We start from the raw sequence: 24,561 nt of genomic DNA on the forward strand, positions 1-24,561 counted from the left end.
GCCCTTTAAAACGTCGCATTCAGGCTAAGGCCTGCGCTGCGGGTGTTCGGGTTGCCGAAGTAATCGAGGCCCTGGGCCGGGCTCAGGCCGTAGAGGCTGTTTTCGGGGTCCACGCCGGAATACTTCGTGAACAGCAGCAGGTTACGGCCGAAAGCGGTCAGTTCAACGCCTTTCACCAGCCCGTTGCCGAACCATTTGGCGGGCAGGCGGTAGCTCAGGTTCACGTCCCGCAGTCGAACCCAGGAAGCGTCTTCGATGAACTGCTCGTGCACCCCGGCGGCTCCCGTGGCCCGGCCGTTGGCCTGGAACCAGTTGGCCTGCGTCAGCGTCACGGCCTGGGTATTGGGCGTGCCGTCCTGACGAACACCTTCAAACACGCGCTGCTGGCCCCGTTCCAGCGTCCGCATCGTCGCGCCGATGTTGGTCAGCACGGCTTCGGTGCCGTTCCAGACGTCGCCGCCCTGCCGGATGTCCCAGAGGAACGAAAGCGTCAGTCCTTTGAACGAAAGCGAGTTGCGGATGCCCAGCAGGAAGTCCGGGTTCGGGTTGCCGATCAGCAGGTTGTCCTGACGAATCGGGAAGCCGTCGTTGCCGATCAGGATTTGTCCGGCCTCGTTCCGCCGCCAGCCCGACCCGTAGAAGACGCCGAACTGCTGCCCCGGCACCAGCCGCGGCTGGAAGATGGTTCCGAAGCCCGGCAGCAGGATGGGTTCGTTGTTGACCGTCGAAACGACCAGGTTGCGGTTGCGCGTAAAGTTGAACGAAGCCTCCCACTGGAATGATGATGTTTTGACCGGAATGACCGTCAGGATGGCTTCAATCCCTTTGTTTTCCAGCTCGCCCGCGTTGATGCGCTTGGACGTAAAGCCCGACGAAGAGGCCATCGGCACGGCGATGATCTGGTTCCGGTTGCGCGAACGGTAGTAGGTGGCATCCAGCCGAATCCGGTTCTCGAAGAAACCCAGATCGGCGCCGAACTCCAGCGTGCTGTTGTTCTCCGGCAGCAGGTCCGGATTGCCGATCTGATTGCCCAGCGTCGAGCCGCCGATGTTGCTGCCCCGAATCGGGAACGAAATGCCGTTGCCGAAGCCATCGGAGGCCGACGCCCGGACGTAGAACGTCTCGGTCTGGTAAGGCTCCGGAATGTTGCCCACCTGCGCGTACGACCCGCGAATCTTCAGGTACGACAGCACCGAACTGTTCAGCTTCAGCGCATCGGTCAGAATCACACCGCCGCTGACGGATGGGTACAGGAACGAGTTGTTCTGCTCGGGCAGCGTCGAAGCCCACTCGTTGCGCACCGTTCCTTCCAGGAAAGCCCAGCCCTGGTAATCCAGCTTGGCGCTCGCAAAGGCCGCAAACGTCCGCCGGCGGAACCGCGACTGCAGCGGGTTGGCAATCACCGTCGCGTTGCTGATGTTGAACAGCCCCGGCTGGTTGAAGGTGTTGCCGTCCAGGTACGAACGGGTTTCGTCGTTGTTGAAGAAGTTGTGCCCCACCAGCGCCGTCAGGCCGATGTCGCCGAACTTCTTGTCGGCCGTCAGCAGGAAGTCCGTGTTGAAGGTCTTGTTGATGTAGGTATCTTCAAAAATCCGCCCGAAACGACCGTCGCCGCCGAAGGAACCGATGTCGAAGGCATGGACCCGGCGGTCGGCAAACACATCGGCCCCGGCCCGGAACATGGCTCCCAGCCACGGCAGAATCTGGTAATTCAGCTGCACGTAGCCCTGAAGCCGGTCCACGCGGTCGCGGTACGGGTTTTTGTTGATCGTCCAAAGCGGGCTGTCGGGCCCCAGTCCGGCGTCGGCGGGGTTCATGCCGTCGATCTGGTTCTGGTTGCGGTAGTGTCGCTGCGAGCCGTTCGGGAACTGGAAAGCGACGGGGTTCGTCGGATCGTCCTGCCCGTTGAAAATATCAAAATGCGGCGGCGTCCGGTAAATGCCCTGGGTGACGCCCACAAAGTTGTCGCCCCGGCCCACGCGCTGGCCGCCCGAATTGATGTAGGTCAGCGAGGACGACAGCCGCAGTTTCGGACTCAGTTCGGTCTCGCCGGACAGCTTCGCCGTGGTCCGGTCGAAGGTATTGAGCGGAATAACGCCTTCCTGCGTCAGCCGACCGATGGAGAAATACAGGTTGCCGTTCCGGTTGCCGCTGCTGATGCTGAGGTGGTTGTTGAAGGTCCGGCCGGTCTGGTAGAAATTCCGCTGGTTGTCGAACACCTGCACCGGCGCGCTGGCGTTGGCCGTGGGGTCCGTCGCCGGCACAATCTTGCCCTGCGGATAACGCGGGTCGGTCAGGGAACTGCTGTAGCGGAGGTCGCTGATGCGGGGTCCGAAAATGAACGTCTGACCCGGCGCGTCGCTGTAGGCGCCGTTGGTTCCCTGAGCGTACACGTCCTGCAGGGGGAAAAGTTTGTTCACCTGCTCCACGGAAGCCGTGCTGTTGAAAGTCACGGTCGTCCGGCGGGTATCGCTGCGGCTGCCTTTTTTGGTCGTGATGAGCACCACGCCGCTGCCCGCCTGAATGCCGTACAGCGCCGTGGCGGCCGGACCTTTCAACACCGAAATCGACTCGATATCATCCGGGTTGATATCGACGGCGCGGTTCGAGTTGTCTACCGAAGACGAAAGCCCGGTCGAGCGGTAGGAGTTGTTGACCGGAATGCCGTCCACGACAAACAAGGGCTGGCTGTTGCCCTGAAACGACGATTTGCCCCGGATGTTGATGGAAGCCGCCGCCCCCGGCGAACCGCCCTGGCTGATGATCTGCACCCCGGCGGCTTTTCCGTTGAGGGCGTTGACCACGTTCGGCTCGCGGGCGCGGATGATTTCGTCCGCCTTAACTTCCTGCAGCGAGTAGTTCAGTGCCCGCTTTTCCTGCCGGATGCCCAGGGCCGTCACCACCACCTCGTTCAGCTGGCGGGAATCCTCTTGCAGTTTGACATTGAAAACCGTCTGCGTGCCAATCTCCACCTCCTGCGTGTTGTGTCCGACCGACGAAATGACCAGCTGCCGCGTATCGCCCGGAACGGTGAGCCGGAAGGCTCCGTCGGCGTCGGTGGTGGTACCGCGGGACGATCCTTTCGCCACCACGTTTGCCCCCGGAAGCGGCGCGTTCTCCGGTCCGGTCGTGACGCGCCCGCTCAGCGTCCGTTCCTGGGCCACCGCCAGCGTCACCGAAAAAAGCAGGCACACAAATACCCATAGATTTCTGACCATTTTAAAAGGTGTTAAGTGGTATAAACCAGGTTAGCAATTAAAAGTATTACTATTAATTACAAAAGTAAAAACTACATTCATGAAATTAACAACTCATCCTTTTTTTTAAGAAAAGCTTTTGACGAAGGGGAGATTTTCGTGATTGGTCAATACGATTTCGTGCTGCGTCATCCCCGCTTCGGGCGCTGACCGCGACCTTTGTTCCATCCATCAACCCCCAGAACGCGCTATGAAAACGCTGCTGAAGCTAGAAGAATTTACCCAATTTATTCTATCTATTTTCTTGTTTAATCAATTGCCTTTCGCCTGGTGGTGGTATCCGGCCCTGATCCTGCTTCCGGACGTGGGCATGCTCGGCTACCTGGTCAATCCCCGCGTCGGTGCGCTGACCTACAACCTGTTGCACCACAAAGGAATCGCCGTTCTGGTCGGCATGGCCGGTTTGCTGACCGCCCAGCCGGTGCTTACGCTGAGCGGAATTCTTCTGTACGGCCACGCGAGCATGGACCGCCTGATGGGCTACGGCCTGAAATATCCGGACAACTTCAAACACACTCACCTCGGCCAGCTGAACGGCCGGACCGAAACCCCGTCCGCAGACAACGTCCTTTCCTTCTGAAAAACCATGAACAACCAACCTGAAACCCTCATCCTCGGCGCTACCGGCAGCATCGGTTATGCCTTCACGCAGAATCTGCTCGACCGCGGCCTGCCCGTGACCATTCTCGTCCGCAACCGTTCGAAGGCGGCAAACCTGTTTCCCAACGCCCCTACCCTGACCATTGTCGAAGGCGATGCGCAGGACGGCGAACTGCTCAAAAAGCTGGCGACCGGCAAGGCTTTTCTTTTTCACGGCCTCAATTATCCCTACGACAAATGGTTCGGCAACATGGACACGGTGACGCAAAAAGTGATCGATGCCGCCGCCGTCAGCCGGGCGACCCTTATTTTTCCGGGCAACATTTACAATTTCGGACTCATGCGGGAGCCGATTCGGGAAGACAGCCGCCCGGCTCCCTGTTCGCGGAAAGGAGGTCTGCGGGTCGAACTGGAAAAAATGCTGGAAGAAGCGGCACGGGCCGGGCGCTGCCGGGTGCTGACCGTCCGCCTGCCCGACTTCTGGGGCCCTAATGTGATGAATGCCGGGGTTCGGCCCGTTTTTGAAAACGCCCCTAGGGGCAAGTCGCTGCCCTGGCTAGCGACCATCGAGGTGCCTCACCAGGCCGTTTACACCGTCGATGCGGCCGAAATCATCGCCCGGCTGATGCTCCGGCCCCAGCCCGCCGCGGCCTACGAAGTCTGGAACTACGGCGGGCAAGTGTTTCCTTCGATGCGGTGGTTCTTCGGGCAGGTGGCGCAGGAAGCCGGAAAGCCGCTCAAAACGATGGTCATGGGTCGGTTTGCCATCCGTCTGCTGGGGCTGTTCATCCCGGTGCTGCGGGAAGTGAAAGAAATGCTTTATCTCTACGAAAACGCCGTGGTGATGGACGATACGAAGGTCCGGCAGGCTTTCCCTGACTTTCGGGAGACCCCGCTACATCTGGCGATCCGGCAGACCCTCGACTGGTTTGCCGCCGGGGGACAGACCGCCGCTAACCGCGGGAAGACCGCGGCCGTTGCTTCCTGAACCCGGCGCCGGTTACGCGGCGGCCTGCTGGACGCGGTATTCCCGCGGCGTGGCCCCGGTCCATTTTTTGAACGAACGGTAGAAAACGCTCGGCTCAGAAAAACCCAGCAGGTAGGCAATGTCCGTGGTGCTCAGGTGCGGGTCGCGGAGGTGCTTGACGGCCATGTCGCGGCGCACTTCGTCGAGCAGTTGCTGGTAAGTCACGCCCGCTTCTTTCAGGTGCAGTTGCAGCGTGCGGACGCCCATCGCGAGCCGGTCGGCGATGGCGGCCAGGGTCGGCTCCTCGCCTTTCAGCAGGTTGACCATCTCCTGCTTCACCCGGACGGGCAGCGTCGGCGTACGGAGTTTATCCAGAATGGCGTTGGCATGCTGCTCGAACAGTTGAAACAGGCCCGGACTGGCATTCAGAATGGGCGTATCGAGCCAGCGCCGCTGGAGGACCATCACCGTCTGCGGGGCATCGAAGGTAATTTGGGACGTGCCGAAAACCCGCTCGTACTCGGCGGTGTCGGACGGAGCCGGGAAAGCAAAGCGCATCGCCTCGACGGTCACCGGTTCGCCCGTCAGGGCGCGAATGGCCGAGAGGTAGATGCTCACTTCGGAGTTCAGGGCGTGCTGGGGGTAGATAATATCGGGGCTGGTGACGGTCAGGATGAGTTCGGCCAGTTGCCCTTCTTCGCGCACTTCCGTCCGGACGCCTTCGCAGACGATATCCTGGTACTGGCACAGTTTTTCGAGCGACTTCCGCAGCGTGGGGCAGTGCATCATCACGTACGCCAGCACGCCCACGGCCACCGTGTTGATGAGTTCGCCCATGCGCAGGGAAAGGTAGGGGTCGCCCGTGGCGGCGACGGCCTCCCGCCAGAGCGCCTGCACGGCGGAGAGCGGCACCCGTCCGTCCGGGTCGGCCAGCAGGGCCATGTCCACGGGGATTCTCCGGCACAGCTCGGCGGGATCGGCTCCCCGCTGCCGGGCACCGTACAGAATCAGGTTGAAAGACGATACAGAAAGAGTATGCTGGCTCACAGAATTAGACGGGATTGACACGTAAACGTACGCAATTCCGGGGAAAGTAGGGCCGGTCAGGCGGGCCGACTGGCCTGAAAATTGCAGCCTGCTGAAGCATGAATACTGCCGCCGTACCGCGCCCGGCTCAATCGGGAACGCCACGACAACCGTTTGTCAGCTTTGCCCGCGGGTTTGCCATTTTAACCATTGTCGCCTTCCACTTTCTGCAAAAAGTGTCGCTGCCGCCGGTGCTGGGACTGGCCGTCTCACTGGGCGGCTCCGGAATTTTCGTATATTTTTTCTTTTCGGGCTACGGGCTGGCGCGTTCTTCGGCTTCCAACTGGCTCACTTTCTGGCGCAAACGATTCATCAAAGTGCTGGTGCCCTACTACGTGGCGCTGGTCCTGATTTTTGCGGTTATCCGGTTCGTTCCCATTTATTCGGTCGATGGCCTGACGGAATACCTCAGTCATTTTCTGCTGTACAAGATGTTTTTCCTCTGGTACACCCGCAATCTGGGCGAACACCTGTGGTTTGTCTCGACGATTGTGCAGTTTTATCTGGCCCTGCCGCTGCTGCTCCGGTGGCAGTCCCGGGTGCGGCCGGGGCGGTTCATCCTGGGCGTGTTCCTGACCTCGCTCGCCTACAGTTCGCTGATTGTCTGGCTGGGTGTTGACTGGCAGCGAATCTGGTTCAGCTTTTTTCTGCAGTACGTGTGGGTCTACGGTCTGGGCATGGCGGTTTCGCGCGAAAGCTGGCTGGCCGCCTGGATTGCCCGCCCGTGGTTCATCTACGTCGGCCTTGCCGCGCTGGCCGGGGTGGTCGTGATTCTGTTGGCGCGGTACTTCGGTTCCCTGAGCGGGCTTTTCAACGACTATTTCATGTTTCTGGTCTACGCCTCGGCGCTGGTGCTGCTCTACCGCCTGAGTTGCGTCTGGACGCCGTTTCAGCGGTTTATCCGATGGGTGGAGTCGTTTTCGTACTCCCTCTACCTGACGCACATTCTGGTGTTCGACCTGTACCGGTATTTTCTGCACGGCCGCGCGCTGCTGGTGCTGGACGTGCTGATTATCGCCCTGCTAGCGGTTGGGGTCGCGATTGTTTTTCAGAAATTCACGGACCGGATCCTGCAACTGCCCCTTTTTCAGACAGATGCTAAGGCAATCCCAGCCGGTGCCTTAATTCCTGAAAATAGGCCACCGAGTGCCGCAGTCGGCTCCCGTACCAGCTGAAGAGTTCGCCGTCCACGAGCAGAATTTCCGCTTCCGGGCAAAGGGCGCGCAGCTCGGCCCGGTGTTTTTCGCCAAACGGATACGGTTCGGAGGACAGAAAAACAGCGTCCGGGCGGGCGGCCCGGATGTCCGCCTCCGTCAGTTCGGGATACCGGCTCTGCCCGGCGAAGGCATTCCGGAAGCCCGCCGCCCGCAGCAGGTGGTCGATAAACGTGTCGGCGGCGGCCGCCATCCACGGCTTTCGCCAGATGAAATAGGCGACCCGTGGGGCGGTTTCGGCCGCGGCGACCGACAATTTCCGGAAATCGGCGGCCAGAACCTCCGCCAGCCCGTTCGCTTTTTCGGACGCCCCGACCAGCCCCCCGACGGTGCGAATCATCGCCAGCGCGTCTTCCAGCGTCGTAATGTCCGTCACGTGAACGGGGTAAAGCCGCTGTAGTTCTTCAATTTCTTCACGCGTATTTTCTTCTTTATTGGCAAGAATCAGGTCCGGCCTGAGGGCGTGAATCCGGTCCATATGGAGCGTTTTGGTGCCGCCGACCACCGTTTTGAGCTTCACTTTGTCGGCGGGATGAATGCAGAATTTGGTCAGGCCGACCAGCCGGTCTTCGACGCCCAGATCGAAAAGGAGCTCGGTCTGCGACGGAACGAGGGAAATGATGCGCTGGGGATGCATGGGAAACAGACTCGCCTTATTTTAACCGCAAAGAAGCCGGCGGCGGCGTAAAGTTCGCGAAGTTTTAAGTAATGTTGCGGAGAAACCATCCATCCGCCTAAATCCAGTCGCTTATGAAACGGTTCGCCTCCGTCCTTGCCCTGTCTGCCTGCTGCCTGTCGGTCCACGCCCAAACGGCCGCCTCGGCCGAAACCCAGATCAAAACCGCCGTGCTGGCCGCCCCGGCCGATAAACGCGAGGGCGCTATGGTCTACGGCTACAACGCCCAGAAAGAGTTTGTCGTGCTGCGCAAAGGCAGTAACGAAATGGTCTGCCTCGCCGACGATCCCGACAAAAAAGGCCTGTCGGTGTCCTGCTACCACCGCGACCTCGAACCGTTCATGAAGCGCGGCCGGGAATTGCAGAAAGCCGGTAAGAAAGCCGACGAAATCGCCGAAATGCGCGAAAAGGAGGTTAAAGCCGGCAAGCTGAAAATGCCGAAAGCCCCGACGACGCTGTTTGCCTATTCGGCCAAAGACGAGAATTACAACGCCGCGACGGGCGAGGTGAAGGACGGCTACCTGCGTTACGTGGTGTACATCCCCTACGCCACCGCCGAAAGCACCGGCCTCCCGCTGAAGCCCGAAGCCCCCGGCATGCCCTGGATCATGGACCCCGGCACGCACCGCGCCCACATCATGATCAACCCGCCGCAGAATACACCGAAAGCGCAGTAATCACACAATCAGCTTGTACCCGATGCCCCGCACGTTCACGATCTGGACCTGCGGGTCGTCTTTCAGATACCGCCGGAGTTTGGTGATGAACACATCCAGGCTCCGGCCGTTGAAGAAGCTGTCGTCGCCCCAGAGGTCCAGCAGCACGGCCGAACGTTCGAGCACCCGGTTGCGCTGTTCGTACAGCCGGTTCAGCAGTTCGGCTTCGCGGTACGAGAGCAGTACTTCCTGCCCGTTGAGGACCAGCTTCTGTTTTGGATAATCGAACTGGTAGCGGCCAATCGCCAGCTTCCCGGCGGACGGGGCTATGGGCCCGGTATTCCGGTTCAGCAGGGCTTTCATCCGGACGATGAGTTCGTCCATGCTGAAAGGCTTTTTCAGGTAATCGTTGCCGCCCAGTTCGAAGCCGCGCACCACGTCGGCGGTCTGGGAACGGGCCGTCAGAAAGATGATCGGCACCTGGGCGTTTTCCTGCCGGATACGCTCGGCGAGGGTGAACCCGTCGAGTTTGGGCATCATGATGTCGGCCACGACAATATCCGGCGGGCTTTCGTAGAACAGGCGCAATCCTTCCTCCCCGTCCAGGGCATATTGCACCGAAAAGCCGCGTACTTCGAGGCTGTCGCGCATGATCATTCCCAGCGCGGGTTCGTCTTCGATCAGCAGAACGTTAGCCATGGGGGCGATTGAATGTTGAATGATTGAATGTTGAATGACTGAATGACTGTATTATACGGTGTACGGCGGAACGTCTTCGCTCAATCACTCAATCATTTGTAAAGTCGAAACTTCCGGACGCCTACCATCCCCGAGTCGCCCTTTTCGGGAATCAGCAGGACAAACTCGCTGCCTACGCCCGGTTCGCTGCTGACCTCGATCTGCCCGCCATGCCGCTCGACGACCTGCCGCACGTACGACAGGCCGAGTCCAAAGCCTTTCACCGGGTGCAGATTGCCGGTCGGGACGCGGAAAAAGCGGTCGAAAATGGCCTCCTGGTACGCTTTGGGAATGCCGATGCCGTTGTCCTGCACCGAAAGCCGCCAGATGTTTTCCTCGCTCCGGCTGGCAATCCGGATCGTCACCGCTTCCTTCGAATACTTGATGGCATTGTCGATGAGGTTGTTCAGCGCGTTGACGAGGTGAAAACGATCCACCCAGACCGGCTCGTCGTCCGCGGGCCGGTCCACCTCAAACTGCACGGCCTTCTCCGCCTTGAGCCGGTGGTTATCGACAAGCTGGCTGATGAGTTCCGAAGGCCGGACCCATTCGGGGTTCAGCGTCATTTCCTGCCGTTCCTCGACGGCCATGTTCAGCACTTTCTCGACCAGATCAGACAGCCGCTGGAGTTCGGCCCGGGAAATGTTCAGGTACGCTTCGGTGCGTTTGGGGTCGTTGAGGGCTCCAAAATGCTGCATGGCTTCCACGGCCGCCGACACCGTCGCAATCGGCGTTTTAAGCTCGTGGGTCATGTTGTTGATGAAATCGTTCTTGATTTCGGAAAGCTTTTTCTGTTTCAGAATGGTCGAAAGCATGTACAGAAAGCAGCCCGTGGTCAGAATCAGCAGCAGCACCGAACCGGCCGAAAGCCAGCCCATTTTCCGCATCAGGTAATAGGTCGGCCGTTTGAACGAAGCCTGCACAAACTGCCCCTGCACCGGGTTGACCGGCACCGGCGGCGTCAGGACGGCGTAGCCTTCTTTGGGCTCGTCGTGAAAATGGGCGATCACCACCCGACCGGCGCGGGGTTTGAACCGGAGCGTATCGAGCGCGTAATCCACCGCAATGTCCCGCGCCTGCAATTCCAGCCGGTAGAGCGAATCCAGCCGCGCCAGGTTCAGCTTACCGTCCCCGGCCCAGTTGAGGAGCAGCATCCGGGAAATCCGCCGCGCCAGCGTGTCCGACACGACGGTATCGCGCCGAAACTGGTGGCTCATTTTCCGCGAAATAACGAACCGCTCCGTTTTCCCGTCGGGGTAGCGGACCTGCGTGGTCATGGAGTCATCCGTCCGCCGAACAAAAATGCGGTCCCGGACTGGATGGTCCAAGATCGTTTCCAGCGGCTCCTCCCCGTCCTCCGACCGTTCGAAGCCGCGCATCACGATCCGTTTGGGCCGTTCGCCCGGCCCCCGGTGGTCGAAGAGAACCTGCGCCTCCGAAAGCTGCTGTTTCTGGACCGTCTGGTACAGCGCCTCCCGCACCGCCCGGCTAAACTGCCGAAGCTGCATCTGGTAGGTCGTGTACAGCCAGTAGCCCTGGAACACATTGATTCCGAGGATACAAACGGTCATCAGCAGAAAGATGGAGCGGATGCGGTTTTTCATATTCAACAAAGGTAGCCGCCGACCGCCGGGCTTGCAACGGGTGTTAACACTACTTAACAAAGCGTAACAGTAGGTTACAGAAATGACTGAATGGTTGAATGGTTAATCGTTGAATGACTGATAGATTGAGTGGTTGAATAATTGAGCGGTTGAGTGATTAAATGACTGGTTCAGGTGGGATTAGGCGGGACAATGGAAACAACCAAGATTGGTTGGACTCGCTCCTGATTAAGCCAGTTGACGACAAACTATTAGACGCCAGTCCCAATCACTCAATCGCTCACTCACTCAACCACTCACTCAACCGCTCAATCTATCAGTCATTCAGTCACTCACTCATTCAGTCATTCAACATTCAATCATTCATCAATTTCAGGAGAGTGCATGAGGGAAAACTCCGGGGGGCTGCCCATTTTTACCGGAAACCTGTAAACCCTTCCTATGCCTTCTCTTTTCCAACAGGCTCTGCTGGCTGCGGCCGTCGGCACGGTGCTGGTCCAGCCGCTGCGGGCGCAGACGCCTGCCAAAGCCAACGACTCGACCACCCCGCTGCACCTGCTGCAGCCGGATTACCCGGTGCCTTACGGCCAGCCCAAACCGGAGGCCGTCAAAGCCGTACTCGACCGCGTGTACCGTTATCTGGATGCCGTGACGCCCATGCAGGTCGTGAACCGGAAAACCGGCCAGCCCATCACCGACTTCACCCGCTTCGACCCTGAGGCGATTCTGAAACCGGGCGATTTTCGTCTCATCAGCTACGAATGGGGCGTCACCTACGCCGGGATGCTCCTGGCGGCGGAAGCGACCGGCGACCCGCGCTACGCGGCCTACACCAACCAGCGGCTCAAGTTCATCGCCGGGCTGGTGCCTTATTTCCAGAAACAGGTCGAAGCCGCTCCCACGGCCAACACCCCGTTGCGGGCCGTACTGGCACCGCACGCCCTCGACGATGCCGGGGCTATGTGCGCGGCGCTGATCAAAGCCCAGCGGGCGGGCGGCGTCGGGCCGGAAGTACGGCCGCTGATCAACCGCTACATCGATTACATCCAGACCAAAGAGTTTCGGTTATCGGACGGCACGCTGGCCCGCAACCGACCACAGGCTAATACGCTCTGGCTCGACGACCTGTTCATGAGCGTCCCGGCCCTGGCCCAGATGGGCAGGCTGACCGGCGAGGCTAAGTACTTCGACGAAGCTGTCCGGCAGGTCGAACTGTTCGCCAAACGGATGTTTAACAAGGAAAAAGGGCTGTACATGCACGGCTGGGTCGAAGGCATGAGCGTCCATCCGGAATTCCGCTGGGCGCGGGCCAACGGCTGGGCGCTGATGACCAAGGTCGAACTGCTGGACGTATTGCCGGACAACCATCCCGGTCGCCCGGCCCTCATTCAGCTCCTGCGCGACCACGTGCGGGGTCTGGCGGCAGTGCAGTCGGGAAGCGGTTTCTGGCACCAGCTGCTCGACCGCCCGGACTCGTACCTGGAAACCTCAGCTACGGCCATTTATGCCTATTCGATGGCCCGCGCCATCAACCGCGGCTGGATCGACGGACTGGCCTATGCCCCGGCGACGCTGCTGGCCTGGAATGCCGTTTCGACGAAAGTAGCCGCCAACGGACAGGTCGAAGGCACCTGCGTCGGCACGGGCATGGGCTTCGACCCGGCTTTTTACTACCACCGGCCCATCAATCCGTTCGCCGCCCACGGCTACGGCCCGGTGCTGCTGGCGGGGGCCGAAGTGCTGAATCTTTTGAAAAACAAATCGTTCGAGATCAACGACAGTTCGCTGCAGTTGACCCTGAAACGATAATTCCTGCCCGGGCTGGGAAACCTTCCGGTCCGGGAACCTACTCTATGCAACGCTATCTCTGCTCGCTCCTACTCCTCCCGGCGCTGATCGGTCCCGCAGCTGCCCAGACCGCCCCGCTTCGGTTCGATTTCGGCACCGGGCACACCAAACGCGGCTGGACGGCCGTTCAGCCCGGCGACGTGTACAGTCCGAAAAAAGGCTACGGCTTCGTCGGGAAAGCCAATCGGTCGGCCGTGCAGCGCGGCGGGCGGGATGCCGTGAAGACGGACTTCTGCACCGCCGACGGGCCTTTCTACTTCACCGTGGACGTGCCGGAAGGCAATTACGACGTGACCGTCACGCTCGGCGACGCGGACGGCCCTTCGACCACGAACGTCCGGGCCGAATCCCGGCGGATGATGCTGCCCACGATTGCGACCAAACCCGGCGAGGTCGTCAGCCGGACGTTCACCGTCAGCGTGCGTTATCCCGAAATCAGCGCTACCGAACGCGTCCGGCTCAAACCCCGCGAACTGGACTACCTGAACTGGGACCACCAGCTGACGCTTGAGTTCAACGGCCCGGCTCCGAAGGTCGCGAGTATGGAAATCCGCCGGAACGACCGCGCCACGACCGTTTTTCTGGCGGGCAATTCCACCGTCGTCGACCAGGACCGGGAGCCCTGGGCGGCTTGGGGACAGATGATTCCGCGCTTTTTTGTGCCGGAAAAAGTGGTCGTTGCCAACCATGCCGAATCCGGGGAAGCGCTGAAAAGTTTTTACAGTGAAAAGCGGCTCGACAAAATTCTGAGCCTGATGAAGCCGGGCGATTACCTCTTCATCGAATTTGCCCATAACGACCAGAAACCCGGCACGGCGCACGTGGACCCGTTCACGACGTATCAGGAAATGGTGCGCCTCTACATCGCCGAAGCCCGCAAAAAGGGAGGCATTCCGGTGCTGGTGACGTCCATGCACCGCCGGAATTTCGACTCGACGGGGCATATCGTCAATACGCTGGGGGATTATCCCGAAGCCCTGCGGCAAACGGCCAAAGCCGAAGGCGTTGCGCTGATTGATCTGAACGCGATGAGCAAAGTGCTGTATGAAGCCTGGGGGCCGGAAGCTTCGCTGAAGGCGTTTGTGCACCACCCGGCCAATACCTTTCCCGGCCAGACGACCGAGCTGAAAGACAACACTCATTTCAGCACGTATGGAGCCTTTGAACTGGCCCGCTGCGTGGTGGAAGGCATCCGGACGGCCGTGCCCGATCTGGCGCGTCACCTGACCGACGACCTGCCGCCCTTCAACCCGGCGAGCCCCGACCCCATCGACCGCTGGGACTGGCCGCTGAGTCCGATGATGTCGGCGTTGAAACCGGATGAGAATTAAGTTTTTTCTCTTTCTCGCAGATTTTCGCAGATTTTTTACGCAGAAGTTCGCAGATTTTTCTGCGAGAACCAGACCGCATCAACCATGAGAATCTTTTTTATGAATTGCCTGCTCCTGCTGACGCTTACCGTCCAGGCCCAGCAGAAGCCCAACGTCATTTTCATCCTCGCCGACGACCTCGGTTACGGAGATCTGGGCTGTTACCAGCAGCAGTTTGCCAAAACGCCCCATCTCGACGGGCTGGCCCGCGACGGCATGCGCTTCACGCAGGCGTATGCCGGGGCTCCCGTCTGCGCGCCCTCCCGTTCGGCCCTGATGACCGGCAAGCATACGGGCCACACCTACATCCGGGGCAATTTCGGGCCGGATAAAAAGCGGGTTTCCTTCCCGGACAGCGTCTTTACGATGGCCGAGCTGTTCAGGGCGCAGGGCTACGCTACCGGCCTTTTCGGGAAATGGGGACTGGGTGCCAAAGGCTCCGCCGGAACGCCGAACAAACAGGGCTTCGACGACTTTGCGGGCTACCTCGACCAGGCCCACGCCCACGATTATTACCCCGACTTTCTGAACCTGAACGAAACGGAAGTCCGGCTGCCCGAAAACGCCAACGGCCAGAAAGCCACTTTCTCGGCCGACTGGACCTTCAACCGCCTGAAATCGTTTGTAGAGGCCAACGCCCGGAAGCCGTTCTTCGTCTATTTCGCCACGACGCTGCCGCATGACAAATACCAGATGCCCGTCCGCCCGGAGTACCGCGACAAGCCCTGGCCGGAAGGTCAGAAAATCTACGCGTCCATGATCACGCACCTGGACGAGCAGGTGGGGCAGCTCCGGCAGCTGCTGGCCCGGCTGGGACTGGAAGACAACACGCTGCTGATCTTTACCAGCGACAATGGCCCGGCGACGCTTCCGGCGCACGGCCCGGAAAGTCCGGCCGTGAATGCCGCCTATTTCCATTCGGCAGGTCCGCTGCGGGGCATCAAACGCGACCCGTACGAGGGCGGCATCCGGGTGCCGATGCTGGTTTACTGGAAGAACAAAATCCCCAAAGGCAGCCAGCAGGAAACGCCCTGCGCTTTCTGGGACTTCATGCCCACCTTTGCCGACCTGACGGGTTACCGGCCAAAACTGGCGACCGACGGCATCTCGCTCCTGCCCCTGCTGCTGGGAAAGCCCGCGCCTCAAAGCGAGCGGCCACTGTACTGGGAGTTTCATCTGGAGGGCGACAACGAACCGCGCGATGTCCGGCAGAGCCTGCGCCTGGGCCGGTGGAAAGCCATTCGGCACGGTCTGCTTCAACCGACTGAACTGTATGATCTTCAAGCCGATCTGTCGGAGAAGAAAAACGTGGCGGCCCAGTTTCCGGATGTGACCCAAAAGCTGACGCAGCTGCTGAATACCTCCCGAACCGATTCGCCTTTCTGGCCGCTGCAACCGGTAAATACCGGAAGGTAAACCCGTCCCAACCCGTTCATGGCGGTCCGCCGCAGTTCATTTTTCATTCTTCATTATTTATTAATTTTATGCGCTTTTCCTCCAAACTACTGCTTCCGGTCTTTTGCCTTGTGCTGATTGCCGCCGCTCTGAAACCCCGTCCGACGGTGTACCTCATCGGCGATTCCACCGTCAAAAACAGCTCCGGCAAGGGCGATGGCGGCATGTGGGGCTGGGGCAGTTTCCTGGCCGACCATTTCGATACGACCCGCGTCCGGATTGAAAACCACGCCATCGGCGGCCGCAGCAGCCGCACTTTCCTGACCGAAGGCCGCTGGGACCGGATTCTGGCGACGCTCAAGCCCGGCGATTACGTCCTGATGCAGTTCGGGCACAACGACGGCGGGGCCATCAACGACACCACCCGCGCCCGCGGCTCGATTCGGGGCATCGGCGAGGAGACGGAAGAAATTGACAATATGCTGACCAAAAAGCACGAAATCGTGCACAGCTACGGCTGGTACATGCGCAAGTACATCCGCGACGCCAAAGCCAAAGGAGCCACGCCCATTGTGCTGTCGCTGGTGCCGCGCAACCAGTGGAAAGACGGGAAAATCGTTCGCGGAAAAGAGTCCTACGCCGGATGGGCCGAAGAAGTGGCACGGCAGGAAGCCGCCCCGTTCATCGACCTCAACGAGCGCGTCGCCGTCAAGTATGATACCGTGGGCAATTTTGACGCCCTCAAGAAAGCCTATTTCGTTGAAGACCACACCCACACCAACGGCCCCGGCGCCCGCCTGAACGCGGAAACCGTAACGGAAGGCATCCGGGATTTGCGGAAGGTTGGGTTGCGGAAGCTTCTTAAATGATTGAGTGGTTGAGTGAATGAGTGATTGAGTGATTGAGTGAATAGCTCCGCAGAAACATGACATTTGCGGAGCTATTCACTCATTCACTCAACCACTCAATAAAACTTATTCCGCCAGGTAATTCCCAACGCCGACAATCACGGTGGAGAAGATCACGGTGGCGATGCCGAGGGTGATGGTGCGCATGGTGGGACGGTCTGCTCCTTGCCACTCGCGGAAATACAAGCCCCAGAACGAGCTGAAGGCAATGATAAAGGCCATGTGCAGCGTCCAGCCGGAGAAGCGGTATTCGCCCATTTTGCTGTCGCCCATGCCGTAGAAGAAGAATTGCAGGTACCAGGTCACACCGGCCAGGGCGCAGAAAATGATGTTGCGCAGAATCGGCGTCGAGTAATTGGTGTAGTCGGTATACGTCCGGTTTTTCAGGTTCAGGTAGATCGACCAGACGGCGTTAGTCGTCAGGCCGCCGAGCAGGATAAACACCAGCGGGGCGTTGTTCATGTACAGCGGATCGGCTCCGTGGCGCACGGCCTCCTCCGCAATGGACTGTCCGGCCGTCAGCCCAAAAGACATACAAGCGCTCATCACACCCGAGAAAATGGCGACCAGAACGCCCTTTTTAAGGTCAAACTCCGTGATAACCGCCTTTTTGGCTTCTTCCGAAAGCGTTTTTTCCTTCATCATCCCGGCCACACCGCAGATAACGATCCCCAAAACGCAGACCCCAAGACCCAGCAGAATGACCTGCCCGGAGGTCGTGCTCGCCAGCGTCCCCAGCTTTCCTTCCCAGATGGGCGGCACCAGCGTTCCGAAAACGGCGCAGAGGCCGAGGACCACGGCCATTCCCAGCGAAAGACCCAGGTAACGCATCGTCAGGCCGAAGGTCAATCCGCCGAAGCCCCACAGCACGCCCCAGAAGTAAACCCAGGCCGCCGTTTCAAAAGGCGTGGACGCCAGCACGCCCAGCAGGTCCGGGACCGTCAAAGCGCCCAGTACCAGCGGAGCCACCAGCCAGGAAAAAAGCCCGCCGGCCAGCCAGTAACTTTCCCAGGCCCAGCCTTTTACTTGCTTATACGGTAGATAAAAACTGCCGGAGGCAAACCCTCCCAGCGCGTGCAGGACGACGCCCCAAAATACTGCCATGATGGATACTTTTTTGGTACAAATGTCAACGAACCGGTCGCATAACTCTCCTGTTCTCTCCTGAAAGTAAGACAAAAGCAAGTTTTAATTGCATATGGGTTCCGATTCCCTAAATTTTTCCAATTTCTGCTCTGCACAGGAGTGTACAGGATAACGGTATATTTTGCCTTTTTTTACTTTGTGTATAAACCGGCAGAAACGCTGGCCGTCAATCCGAAATTCACTGCACTCTTATGGATAAAACCCTCACCTTCCGCCACGTCAGTTATCTCTGGGACGAGGCCAAAGCCCTCGAAATCGCCGGGGCTGGGCTGCCCGAGAACGAAGTCGATCTGTTTATCTACCGCTCCAACCTGCTGGGCGCCGACCTCCGGCTGACCAACTACGCCGGCGGGAACACCTCCGTTAAAATCACGGAAATCGACCCCGTTACAGGCCAGGAAGTTCCGGTGATGTGGGTGAAAGGCTCAGGCGGCGACATCGGTACGCTCACCAAGGCGGGCTGCGCCAACCTGTACGTCGAACGGCTGCAGGCCCTGAAATCACGTTACCGCGGTCTGGAGTTCGAAGACGAAATGGTGGAACTCTTCAACCACTGCCTCTTTGATCCGAAATGCGCCGCGCCGTCCATCGATACCCCGCTGCACGGACTGCTGCCCTTCAAACATATCGATCACCTGCACCCCGACGCCCTCATCGCCATCGCCGCCAGCAAGGACGGTGAAGCCATCATGAAGGCCATCTGGGGCGACACAATGGTCTGGATTCCGTGGCAGCGCCCCGGCTTCGACCTCGGCCTCCAACTGGAAGCCGCCGTAAAACAGAATCCGGGCATCCGGGGTATCATCCTGGGCGGACACGGACTGTTCACCTGGGGCGACACGTCTTACGAATCATACATCAATACGCTGGAAGTCATCGAGCAGGCTTCCGAATACCTGGAGCAGAATTACGGCAAAAAACGACCCGTTTTCGGCGGTGCTAAACTGGAAAGCAACGCGGCGGACGTGCGTAAAGAGCGTGCGGCCGGGCTGATTCCGACCCTGCGCGGCCTCGCTTCGGCCCAGCGCCGGATGATCGGCCACTTCACCGACGACGCCCGCGTGCTGGAATACGTTGCCTCCAACGACCTCGAAAAGCTGGCCCGCCTCGGCACCTCCTGCCCCGACCACTTTCTGCGGACCAAAATCCGCCCGCTGGTGCTGGAAGCCGCTGACACGCTGATGACCAGGTCTGCGGACGAAATCAAGGCGTATCTGGAGCAGAAATTTGAAGAGTACCGCGCCGACTACGCCGCTTACTACGAGCGCTGCAAACACGACAACAGCCCGGCCATGCGCGACCCGAACCCCGTCGTGATTCTGTGGCCGCAGGTCGGTATGTTCACCTTCGCCAAAGACAAGCAGACGGCCCGCGTGGCGTCCGAGTTCTACATCAACGCCATCAACGTGATGAAAGGCGCGGAAGCCGTGTCGGAGTACGTCGGTCTGCCGGAGCAGGAAGCGTTCGACATCGAATACTGGCTGCTGGAAGAAGCCAAACTCCAGCGGATGCCGAAACCGAAGCCCCTCTCGGGTAAAATCGCCCTCGTGACGGGCAGCGCCGGAGGCATCGGTAAGGCCATCGCCAAGCGGTTTGTGCAGGAAGGTGCCTGCGTGATTCTGAACGACATCAACGCCGAGCGTCTGGAAGGAGCCAAAGCGGAGTTTGTCAAGAGCTTCGGCAAGGATTCGGTCGCTACGACCCTGCTGAACGTGACCGACAAAACCAGCATCGTGGAAGCCCTGAAAGCCGCCGCGCTGGCCTTCGGCGGGGTGGATATCGTGGTTAACAACGCCGGTATCAGCATTTCGAAACCCATCGAAGACCATACGCTCGAAGACTGGGACCGTCTGTACGACATCCTGGTGAAAGGCCAGTTCCTGGTTACGCAGGCAGCCGTGGAAGTGATGCGCAAGCAGAAACTGGGGGGCGACATTGTCAACATTGTGTCGAAGAACGCGCTGGTGGCGGGTCCGAACAACGCGGGTTACGGCTCGGCCAAAGCGGCCCAGCTGCACCTGAGCCGTCTGAACGCAGCCGAACTCGGCACCGACAAGATCCGGGTCAACACGGTAAACCCGGATGCGGTCATCGCCGATTCCAACATCTGGGCCGGCGGCTGGGCAGAAGGCCGCGCCAAAGCGTACGGCATCACGGTGGAAGAACTGCCGGCCTACTACGCCAAGCGGACCCTGCTCAACGAAAGCATCCTGCCCGAGGACATCGCCAACGCCTGCTTCGTGCTGGTGGGCGGTCTGCTCGGCAAATCGACCGGTAACGTCCTGAACGTGGACGGCGGCGTGGCGGCTTCTTTTGTCCGATAAGCAACTAACTCCCTGATAAAAAGCCGGTCAGCAAGCTGACCGGCTTTTTTGTTTCCCGAAAAAATGCAAGAAAGGCCGGAAGAAGGCACCGGATTGCAGTGGGATTGTCGCATTGCCGGAAATGATTTTTTTTCTAAAAGGTCTTTCCCATATCCAATTCCGGCAACGTTCCCGGCAACGATTGCGTAATTATTTCCTTTCATACCTGACGTTTTTATTCTTTTTTCATGATAAGATTATCTGAAAGAACGGCTTTATGCTGACTTTCCTGAACCTTACATTCCTGTTTAAATCAAATTCATCACACGGCCATGATTGCTAAAGCAACCTCTCCCGCTTCGTCCCGCTCCGGCTTTGTGGATGTGTACAAGACACCCGCGCTTTGTTCGTACCGGCTTCAGTTCAATCCGGTGGACAAAATGCCGAAGTACAAACAGATTGTTCAGTCGGTCATTACCGATATCGAACGGGGAATTCTGCGGAAAAACGACCAGCTTCCTTCGATCAGCGAACTGAGTGTGGAATACTATCTGGCGCGGGACACCGTCGAGAAAGCTTACCGGGAACTGCGCGAGCGGGGTTACATCACTTCCGTGCAGGGGAAAGGATACTATGTACAGGCCAGCAACGCGAGCAAGCTCAAAATCCTGCTGATTTTCAACAAGTTAAGTTCGCACAAAAAAAATATTTATTACGCCTTTCTGAACGCCCTCGGCGACCGGGCTACGGTAGACCTTCAGATTCACCACTACAACGCGCGGACTTTTGAGGAGATTATCGAGAAGAATCTGGGCAAGTACAACTACTACGTGGTGATGCCCCACTTCACGCAGGGCGTCGAACAGGTGGATTACATGCAGGTGCTGAAGCAGATTCCCGACGACCAGCTGGTGCTGCTCGACAAGGACATTCCCGAGCTGCCCAACCGCCTGAGCGTGTTTCAGAATTTTGATAAAGATATTTTCGGAGCGCTCGAAGGCGCCCGCGACCTGCTGGCCAAATACCAGCGCCTGACGCTGATTTTTCCGGGCGATGCCAACTACCCGGTGGAGATTGCCCGCGGCTTCCGGTCGTTCTGTCTGGTGTACGATATCCCGTTCAGCATCAAGGAGAACGCTACCGATGAGGTGCTGGACCCCGGCACGGCTTACGTGGTGCTGGAAGAAACGGATCTGGCCGAACTGATCAAGAAAGTCCGGCAGTCGAGCTACCTGCTGGGCCGCGATATCGGCCTGGTTTCGTTCAACGAAACGACCCTGAAAGAGCTGTTGGGCATCACCGTCATCACCACGGATTTCGAGACGATGGGCCGCACCGCCGCTACCCTTCTGCTTGATAATCAAAAAATTAAAGTGAAAAATCCGTTTACGATGATTCGGCGGATGTCGCTGTAAGTTTCGTCAAGTTTTAAAAGCAGAGGCTTCGTCCGGGTTGGGCGAAGCTTCTTTGCGTTTTGGAATCCCGCGTGGCGATCGATTCGGGACGGCATGCGTCGGCAGGGTCGAAATGGTTACAAATGTTTGATCGTTACGCGATGGGTGGAGGGGATGTATGGCATTTCTATAAACGTTAGATCGCTATGCGATGGATGGGCGGGAGACGGGGCTGGTGCTATAAACGTTGGATCGCTACGCGATAAAACAATGCCGTTGACAAACCCATTTGGCTTGTCCTCTCAATCAGGAGGCATGTCAAGTAGACCCACGAAAAGCCTCATTACAAGCGGTCCAGCAATCATGAAACTCGGCACGAAGCTAAGAATCCTATCGCGTCGCGATCCAACGTTGGTAGCAACAGCCCCATCTCCCACCCTGTCCATCCATCGCGTAGCGATCAAAGGTTTGTAGCCATCACGCGTCCCCGCCCCATCCATCGCGTAGCGATCAAACCGACTTGCCCACCGGGGACGGCGGAAACGGGCCGGGCCTTCCGGGCGCACAACGTCTCCACTTTTTCGCTTACAGGAGAGTTCAGAACAGTTAGAATTTAGAAATGCCTTCTTTTGTCATCTGGAAGCTTTATTCATCATAGGTAAGGTAGTAAGCCCGTTGGATTTCTGATGGGCTTATTTGTACCTTTCAGTAAACTCTTAGCCAGATGATTAACCAGGAACGCATACAAGAACTCAACCAGCCGTTAGCGAGCGAACACCAGCTGCGGCTGTCATACCTGACCGATTTGCTGGGCCGCCGGGGCCTCGACGTTAACGCCCTCGTGAGCCAGATTGCAGCGCTGCAGGTGGCGATTCCAAGCTGGGCACTGGGTACGGGCGGAACGCGTTTCGGACGGTATGCTGGCGGCGGCGAACCCCGTTCGCTGGAAGAAAAGATTGAGGATGTCGGCCTGCTCAACGCCCTGAACCGCTCTTCCAACTCTATTTCCCTGCACATCCCCTGGGATATCCCGACCGACGCGGAAGCCATCAAACAGCGGCTCGCCGAGGCCGGGCTGGTCATCGACTCGGTCAATTCCAACACGTTTCAGGACCAGAAAGACCAGGCGTATTCCTATAAATTCGGGTCGCTCTGCCATACCGAGGAGCGCGTTCGCCAGCAGGCCATCGAACACAACATCGACTGCATCCGGTACGGCCGCCAGCTCGACGCCAAAACCCTGACGGTCTGGCTCGCCGACGGTTCCAACTTTCCCGGCCAGCAGCATTTCCGCCGCGCCTACCAGCGCACGGCCGATTCGCTGGCCCAGATTTATGAAGCCATGCCGTCGGACTGGACAATGCTGATCGAATACAAGCCGTACGAGCCGCATTTCTATTCAATGATCATTCCCGACTGGGGCACTTCGTATTCACTTTGCCAGCAGGTAGGTCAGAACGCGCAGGTGCTGGTGGATTTGGGTCACCACCTGCCCAATACCAACATCGAGCAGATCGTCGGACGGCTCCTGCACCTGGGTCGCTTGGGCGGGTTCCACTTCAACGGCTCGATGTACGGCGACGACGACCTGACCACGGGCAGCATCAAGCCGTTCCAGCTGTTCCTGATCTTCAACGAACTGGCCGACGCGGCGGTGGACGCCCTGGTGAAAAACCCGACGGTGGCGTACATGATCGACGCCAGCCACAACACCAAAGACCCGCTGGAAGACCTCCTGCAATCGGTTCAGAACATTCTTTCGGCCTACGCCAAAGCCCTGATCGTGGACCGCGCGGCGCTGGAAGAAGCCCAGGTTACCAACGATGTCGTTCGGGCAGAAGAGATTCTGAAAGATGCGTTCCTGACGGACGTACGGCCGCTGGTGGCGGAAGCCATGCAGCAGAGCGGCGGGGCACTGGACCCCATCGCGGCGTTCCGGCAGTTGCAGGTTCGCGAACAACGCATTCAGCAGCGGGGTAAACTCAGCGTGGCGACAGGATTATGAAAAAGGCCGTCTACGCCGTTTTTGACATCGGCAAAACCAACAAAAAACTCCTCCTGTTCGACGAGGACCAGCAGGTTCTGGAAGAGCGACAGGAGGTTTTCGCAGAAATTAAGGACGAAGACGGTTTTCCCTGCGACGACGTAGACCGCCTCACCGAATGGCTGCTGGCGACCTGGGCGGATTTGCAGCGGGATGCCCGGTACGCGGTGAAAGGCGTCAATTTTACGGCGTACGGAGCCAGTTTTGTGCACATCGGGCACGACGGAAAACCCGTTCTGCCGCTGTACAACTACCTTAAACCGCTGCCCGAAGCCGTAGCCGCTCAATTCTACGCCGAATTGGACGAACACGCCGACGCCTTTGCTGCCTGCACCTGCTCGCCCCGCCTCGGCATGCTCAATTCGGGACTGCAACTGTACTGGATCAGGCACACAAAGCCGGACGTTTACCAGCGCATTCGGTATTCGCTCCACCTGCCGCAGTACCTTTCGTTCCTGCTGTCGGGCGAAACGTTCAGCGATTATACCTCCGTGGGCTGCCATACGGCGCTCTGGAATTTTCAGAAAGGCGACTACCATACCTGGGTCAAACGCGAACGCATCGACGAGAAACTGGCGCCCCTGACGCGGGATTCGGTGGCTTCGGTGGTGGACGGCGTGCTGGTCGGGATTGGGCTGCACGACAGCTCGGCGGCCCTGATGCCGTACCTGCTCCAGTCGGAAGACCCGTTCCTGCTGATTTCGACCGGGACGTGGTGCATCAACCTGAATCCGTTCAACAACGCCCCGCTGACGACCGACGGACTCCACCGCGATTGTCTGAGTTACCTTTCTCCGAAAGGCCGACAGACCAAAGCTTCGCGGGTGTTTTTCGGTCGGGAACACGATTTTCAGACGGAGCGGATTGCCGCCCATTTCGGTCTGGCCCCAGACTTCTACAAGTCCCTGGCGTTTGCCCGCCCGGTTTCGCCGCTGAAGCCCTTCCGGCCCGCCTGCATGAGCGGCACGGGACCGTTCCCGGACCAGCCCGCCGCCGACTGGGATCTGAGCGTCTACGCCTCCGCCGAAGAAGCCTACCAGCACCTGATGGACGGCCTGCTGGACATTCTGCAGGAGTCTATTTCGCTGATCGACACCGGCGAACGCATTCTGTACATCGACGGCGGGTTTGCCCGTAACGCCGTGTTCATGCAGGGACTGGCCAAACGGTTCCCCGACCGGTCGATCCGGACGCTGGACGTACCGCAGGCCACGGCGCTGGGAGCCATGATGCACCTGCAGCAGGGCGAGGCGCACCGGCAAACGCGGTTGTTGTTTACCTGAATCTGTTTTCAGTTTACTGTTTTCTGTTTTCCGTTGCTGCGAAATGAGGAGACACTGAAGACGGAAAACTGA

General features: G+C 59.0%; 18 protein-coding genes. 12 read left to right on the forward strand and 6 right to left on the reverse strand.

What is annotated here, in order from left to right:
- Window positions 1-5: 5 nt before the first annotated feature.
- Window positions 6-3,218 (reverse strand): SusC/RagA family TonB-linked outer membrane protein, encoded by a 3,213-nt coding sequence (locus tag ORG26_RS02625; RefSeq protein ID WP_266366966.1) that lies wholly within the window; start codon window positions 3,216-3,218, stop codon window positions 6-8.
- A 229-nt stretch (window positions 3,219-3,447) separates the two neighbouring features.
- On the opposite strand from ORG26_RS02625, the gene ORG26_RS02630 reads away from it, so the two are divergent.
- Window positions 3,448-3,837 carry a DUF4260 domain-containing protein gene (locus ORG26_RS02630; protein WP_266366967.1) on the forward strand — a complete coding sequence of 130 codons (390 nt, stop codon included), beginning with the start codon at window positions 3,448-3,450 and terminating at the stop codon, window positions 3,835-3,837.
- A gap of 6 nt (window positions 3,838-3,843) precedes the next feature.
- The gene (locus ORG26_RS02635) at window positions 3,844-4,845 is read left to right on the forward strand and encodes an NAD(P)H-binding protein (protein ID WP_266366968.1); all 1,002 of its coding nucleotides are present in this window, start codon (window positions 3,844-3,846) and stop codon (window positions 4,843-4,845) included.
- A gap of 12 nt (window positions 4,846-4,857) precedes the next feature.
- Here ORG26_RS02635 and ORG26_RS02640 read toward each other — a convergent pair whose 3' ends face one another.
- Window positions 4,858-5,871 carry an AraC family transcriptional regulator gene (locus ORG26_RS02640; protein ID WP_266366969.1) on the reverse strand — a complete coding sequence of 338 codons (1,014 nt, stop codon included), beginning with the start codon at window positions 5,869-5,871 and terminating at the stop codon, window positions 4,858-4,860.
- 98 nt (window positions 5,872-5,969) lie between these two features.
- On the opposite strand from ORG26_RS02640, the gene ORG26_RS02645 reads away from it, so the two are divergent.
- On the forward strand, window positions 5,970-7,085 hold the full coding sequence (locus tag ORG26_RS02645; protein ID WP_266366970.1) for an acyltransferase: 1,116 nt from the start codon (window positions 5,970-5,972) through the stop codon (window positions 7,083-7,085).
- Here ORG26_RS02645 and ORG26_RS02650 read toward each other — a convergent pair.
- Window positions 7,009-7,761, reverse strand: a complete 753-nt coding sequence (locus ORG26_RS02650; RefSeq protein ID WP_266366971.1) for a helical backbone metal receptor — start codon at window positions 7,759-7,761, stop codon at window positions 7,009-7,011. The two genes, ORG26_RS02645 and ORG26_RS02650, sit on opposite strands and share 77 nt — an antisense overlap.
- Before the next feature lie 113 nt (window positions 7,762-7,874).
- Here ORG26_RS02650 and ORG26_RS02655 point away from each other — a divergent pair, with 113 nt between their 5' ends.
- Entirely contained in the window at window positions 7,875-8,477 is a 603-nt protein-coding gene (locus tag ORG26_RS02655; protein ID WP_266366972.1) for a hypothetical protein, read from the forward strand.
- Here the strand turns inward: ORG26_RS02655 and ORG26_RS02660 are convergent, their stop codons facing one another.
- Together ORG26_RS02660 and ORG26_RS02665 are read right to left on the reverse strand one after the other, a co-directional pair.
- Window positions 8,478-9,155, reverse strand: a complete 678-nt coding sequence (locus ORG26_RS02660; RefSeq protein ID WP_266366973.1) for a response regulator transcription factor — start codon at window positions 9,153-9,155, stop codon at window positions 8,478-8,480. It abuts the gene before it with no gap.
- Between the two features lie 92 nt (window positions 9,156-9,247).
- On the reverse strand, window positions 9,248-10,798 hold the full coding sequence (locus ORG26_RS02665) for a sensor histidine kinase (RefSeq protein ID WP_266366974.1): 1,551 nt from the start codon (window positions 10,796-10,798) through the stop codon (window positions 9,248-9,250).
- A gap of 441 nt (window positions 10,799-11,239) precedes the next feature.
- On the opposite strand from ORG26_RS02665, the gene ORG26_RS02670 reads away from it, so the two are divergent.
- The 4 genes from ORG26_RS02670 to ORG26_RS02685 all read left to right on the forward strand — a co-directional run bounded on the left by ORG26_RS02670 (window position 11,240) and on the right by ORG26_RS02685 (window position 16,280).
- The gene (locus tag ORG26_RS02670; RefSeq protein ID WP_266366975.1) at window positions 11,240-12,607 is read left to right on the forward strand and encodes a glycoside hydrolase family 88/105 protein; all 1,368 of its coding nucleotides are present in this window, start codon (window positions 11,240-11,242) and stop codon (window positions 12,605-12,607) included.
- A 44-nt stretch (window positions 12,608-12,651) separates the two neighbouring features.
- Window positions 12,652-13,977 (forward strand): rhamnogalacturonan acetylesterase, encoded by a 1,326-nt coding sequence (locus tag ORG26_RS02675; RefSeq protein ID WP_266366976.1) that lies wholly within the window; start codon window positions 12,652-12,654, stop codon window positions 13,975-13,977.
- Between the two features lie 99 nt (window positions 13,978-14,076).
- Window positions 14,077-15,432, forward strand: a complete 1,356-nt coding sequence (locus tag ORG26_RS02680) for an arylsulfatase (RefSeq protein ID WP_266366977.1) — start codon at window positions 14,077-14,079, stop codon at window positions 15,430-15,432.
- A 68-nt stretch (window positions 15,433-15,500) separates the two neighbouring features.
- Window positions 15,501-16,280: a rhamnogalacturonan acetylesterase gene (locus ORG26_RS02685; RefSeq protein WP_266366978.1), complete on the forward strand. Its 780-nt coding sequence runs from the start codon at window positions 15,501-15,503 to the stop codon at window positions 16,278-16,280.
- Between the two features lie 105 nt (window positions 16,281-16,385).
- On the opposite strand, the gene rhaT is transcribed toward ORG26_RS02685, so the two are convergent.
- Window positions 16,386-17,423 carry an L-rhamnose/proton symporter RhaT gene (gene rhaT / locus ORG26_RS02690; protein WP_266366979.1) on the reverse strand — a complete coding sequence of 346 codons (1,038 nt, stop codon included), beginning with the start codon at window positions 17,421-17,423 and terminating at the stop codon, window positions 16,386-16,388.
- 233 nt (window positions 17,424-17,656) lie between these two features.
- On the opposite strand from rhaT, the gene ORG26_RS02695 reads away from it, so the two are divergent.
- From ORG26_RS02695 to ORG26_RS02710, 4 genes are all read left to right on the forward strand, one after another.
- Window positions 17,657-19,789 carry a bifunctional aldolase/short-chain dehydrogenase gene (locus ORG26_RS02695; RefSeq protein ID WP_266366980.1) on the forward strand — a complete coding sequence of 711 codons (2,133 nt, stop codon included), beginning with the start codon at window positions 17,657-17,659 and terminating at the stop codon, window positions 19,787-19,789.
- A gap of 311 nt (window positions 19,790-20,100) precedes the next feature.
- Window positions 20,101-21,183, forward strand: a complete 1,083-nt coding sequence (locus ORG26_RS02700) for a GntR family transcriptional regulator (RefSeq protein ID WP_266366981.1) — start codon at window positions 20,101-20,103, stop codon at window positions 21,181-21,183.
- 703 nt (window positions 21,184-21,886) lie between these two features.
- On the forward strand, window positions 21,887-23,167 hold the full coding sequence (locus ORG26_RS02705) for a sugar isomerase (RefSeq protein ID WP_266366982.1): 1,281 nt from the start codon (window positions 21,887-21,889) through the stop codon (window positions 23,165-23,167).
- Window positions 23,164-24,489 (forward strand): FGGY-family carbohydrate kinase, encoded by a 1,326-nt coding sequence (locus ORG26_RS02710; protein WP_266366983.1) that lies wholly within the window; start codon window positions 23,164-23,166, stop codon window positions 24,487-24,489. The genes ORG26_RS02705 and ORG26_RS02710 overlap by 4 nt, the downstream gene beginning before the upstream one ends.
- Window positions 24,490-24,561 lie beyond the last annotated feature (72 nt).

It is taken from the genome of Tellurirhabdus rosea, assembly GCF_026278345.1.
Lineage (GTDB): Bacteria > Bacteroidota > Bacteroidia > Cytophagales > Spirosomataceae > Tellurirhabdus > Tellurirhabdus rosea.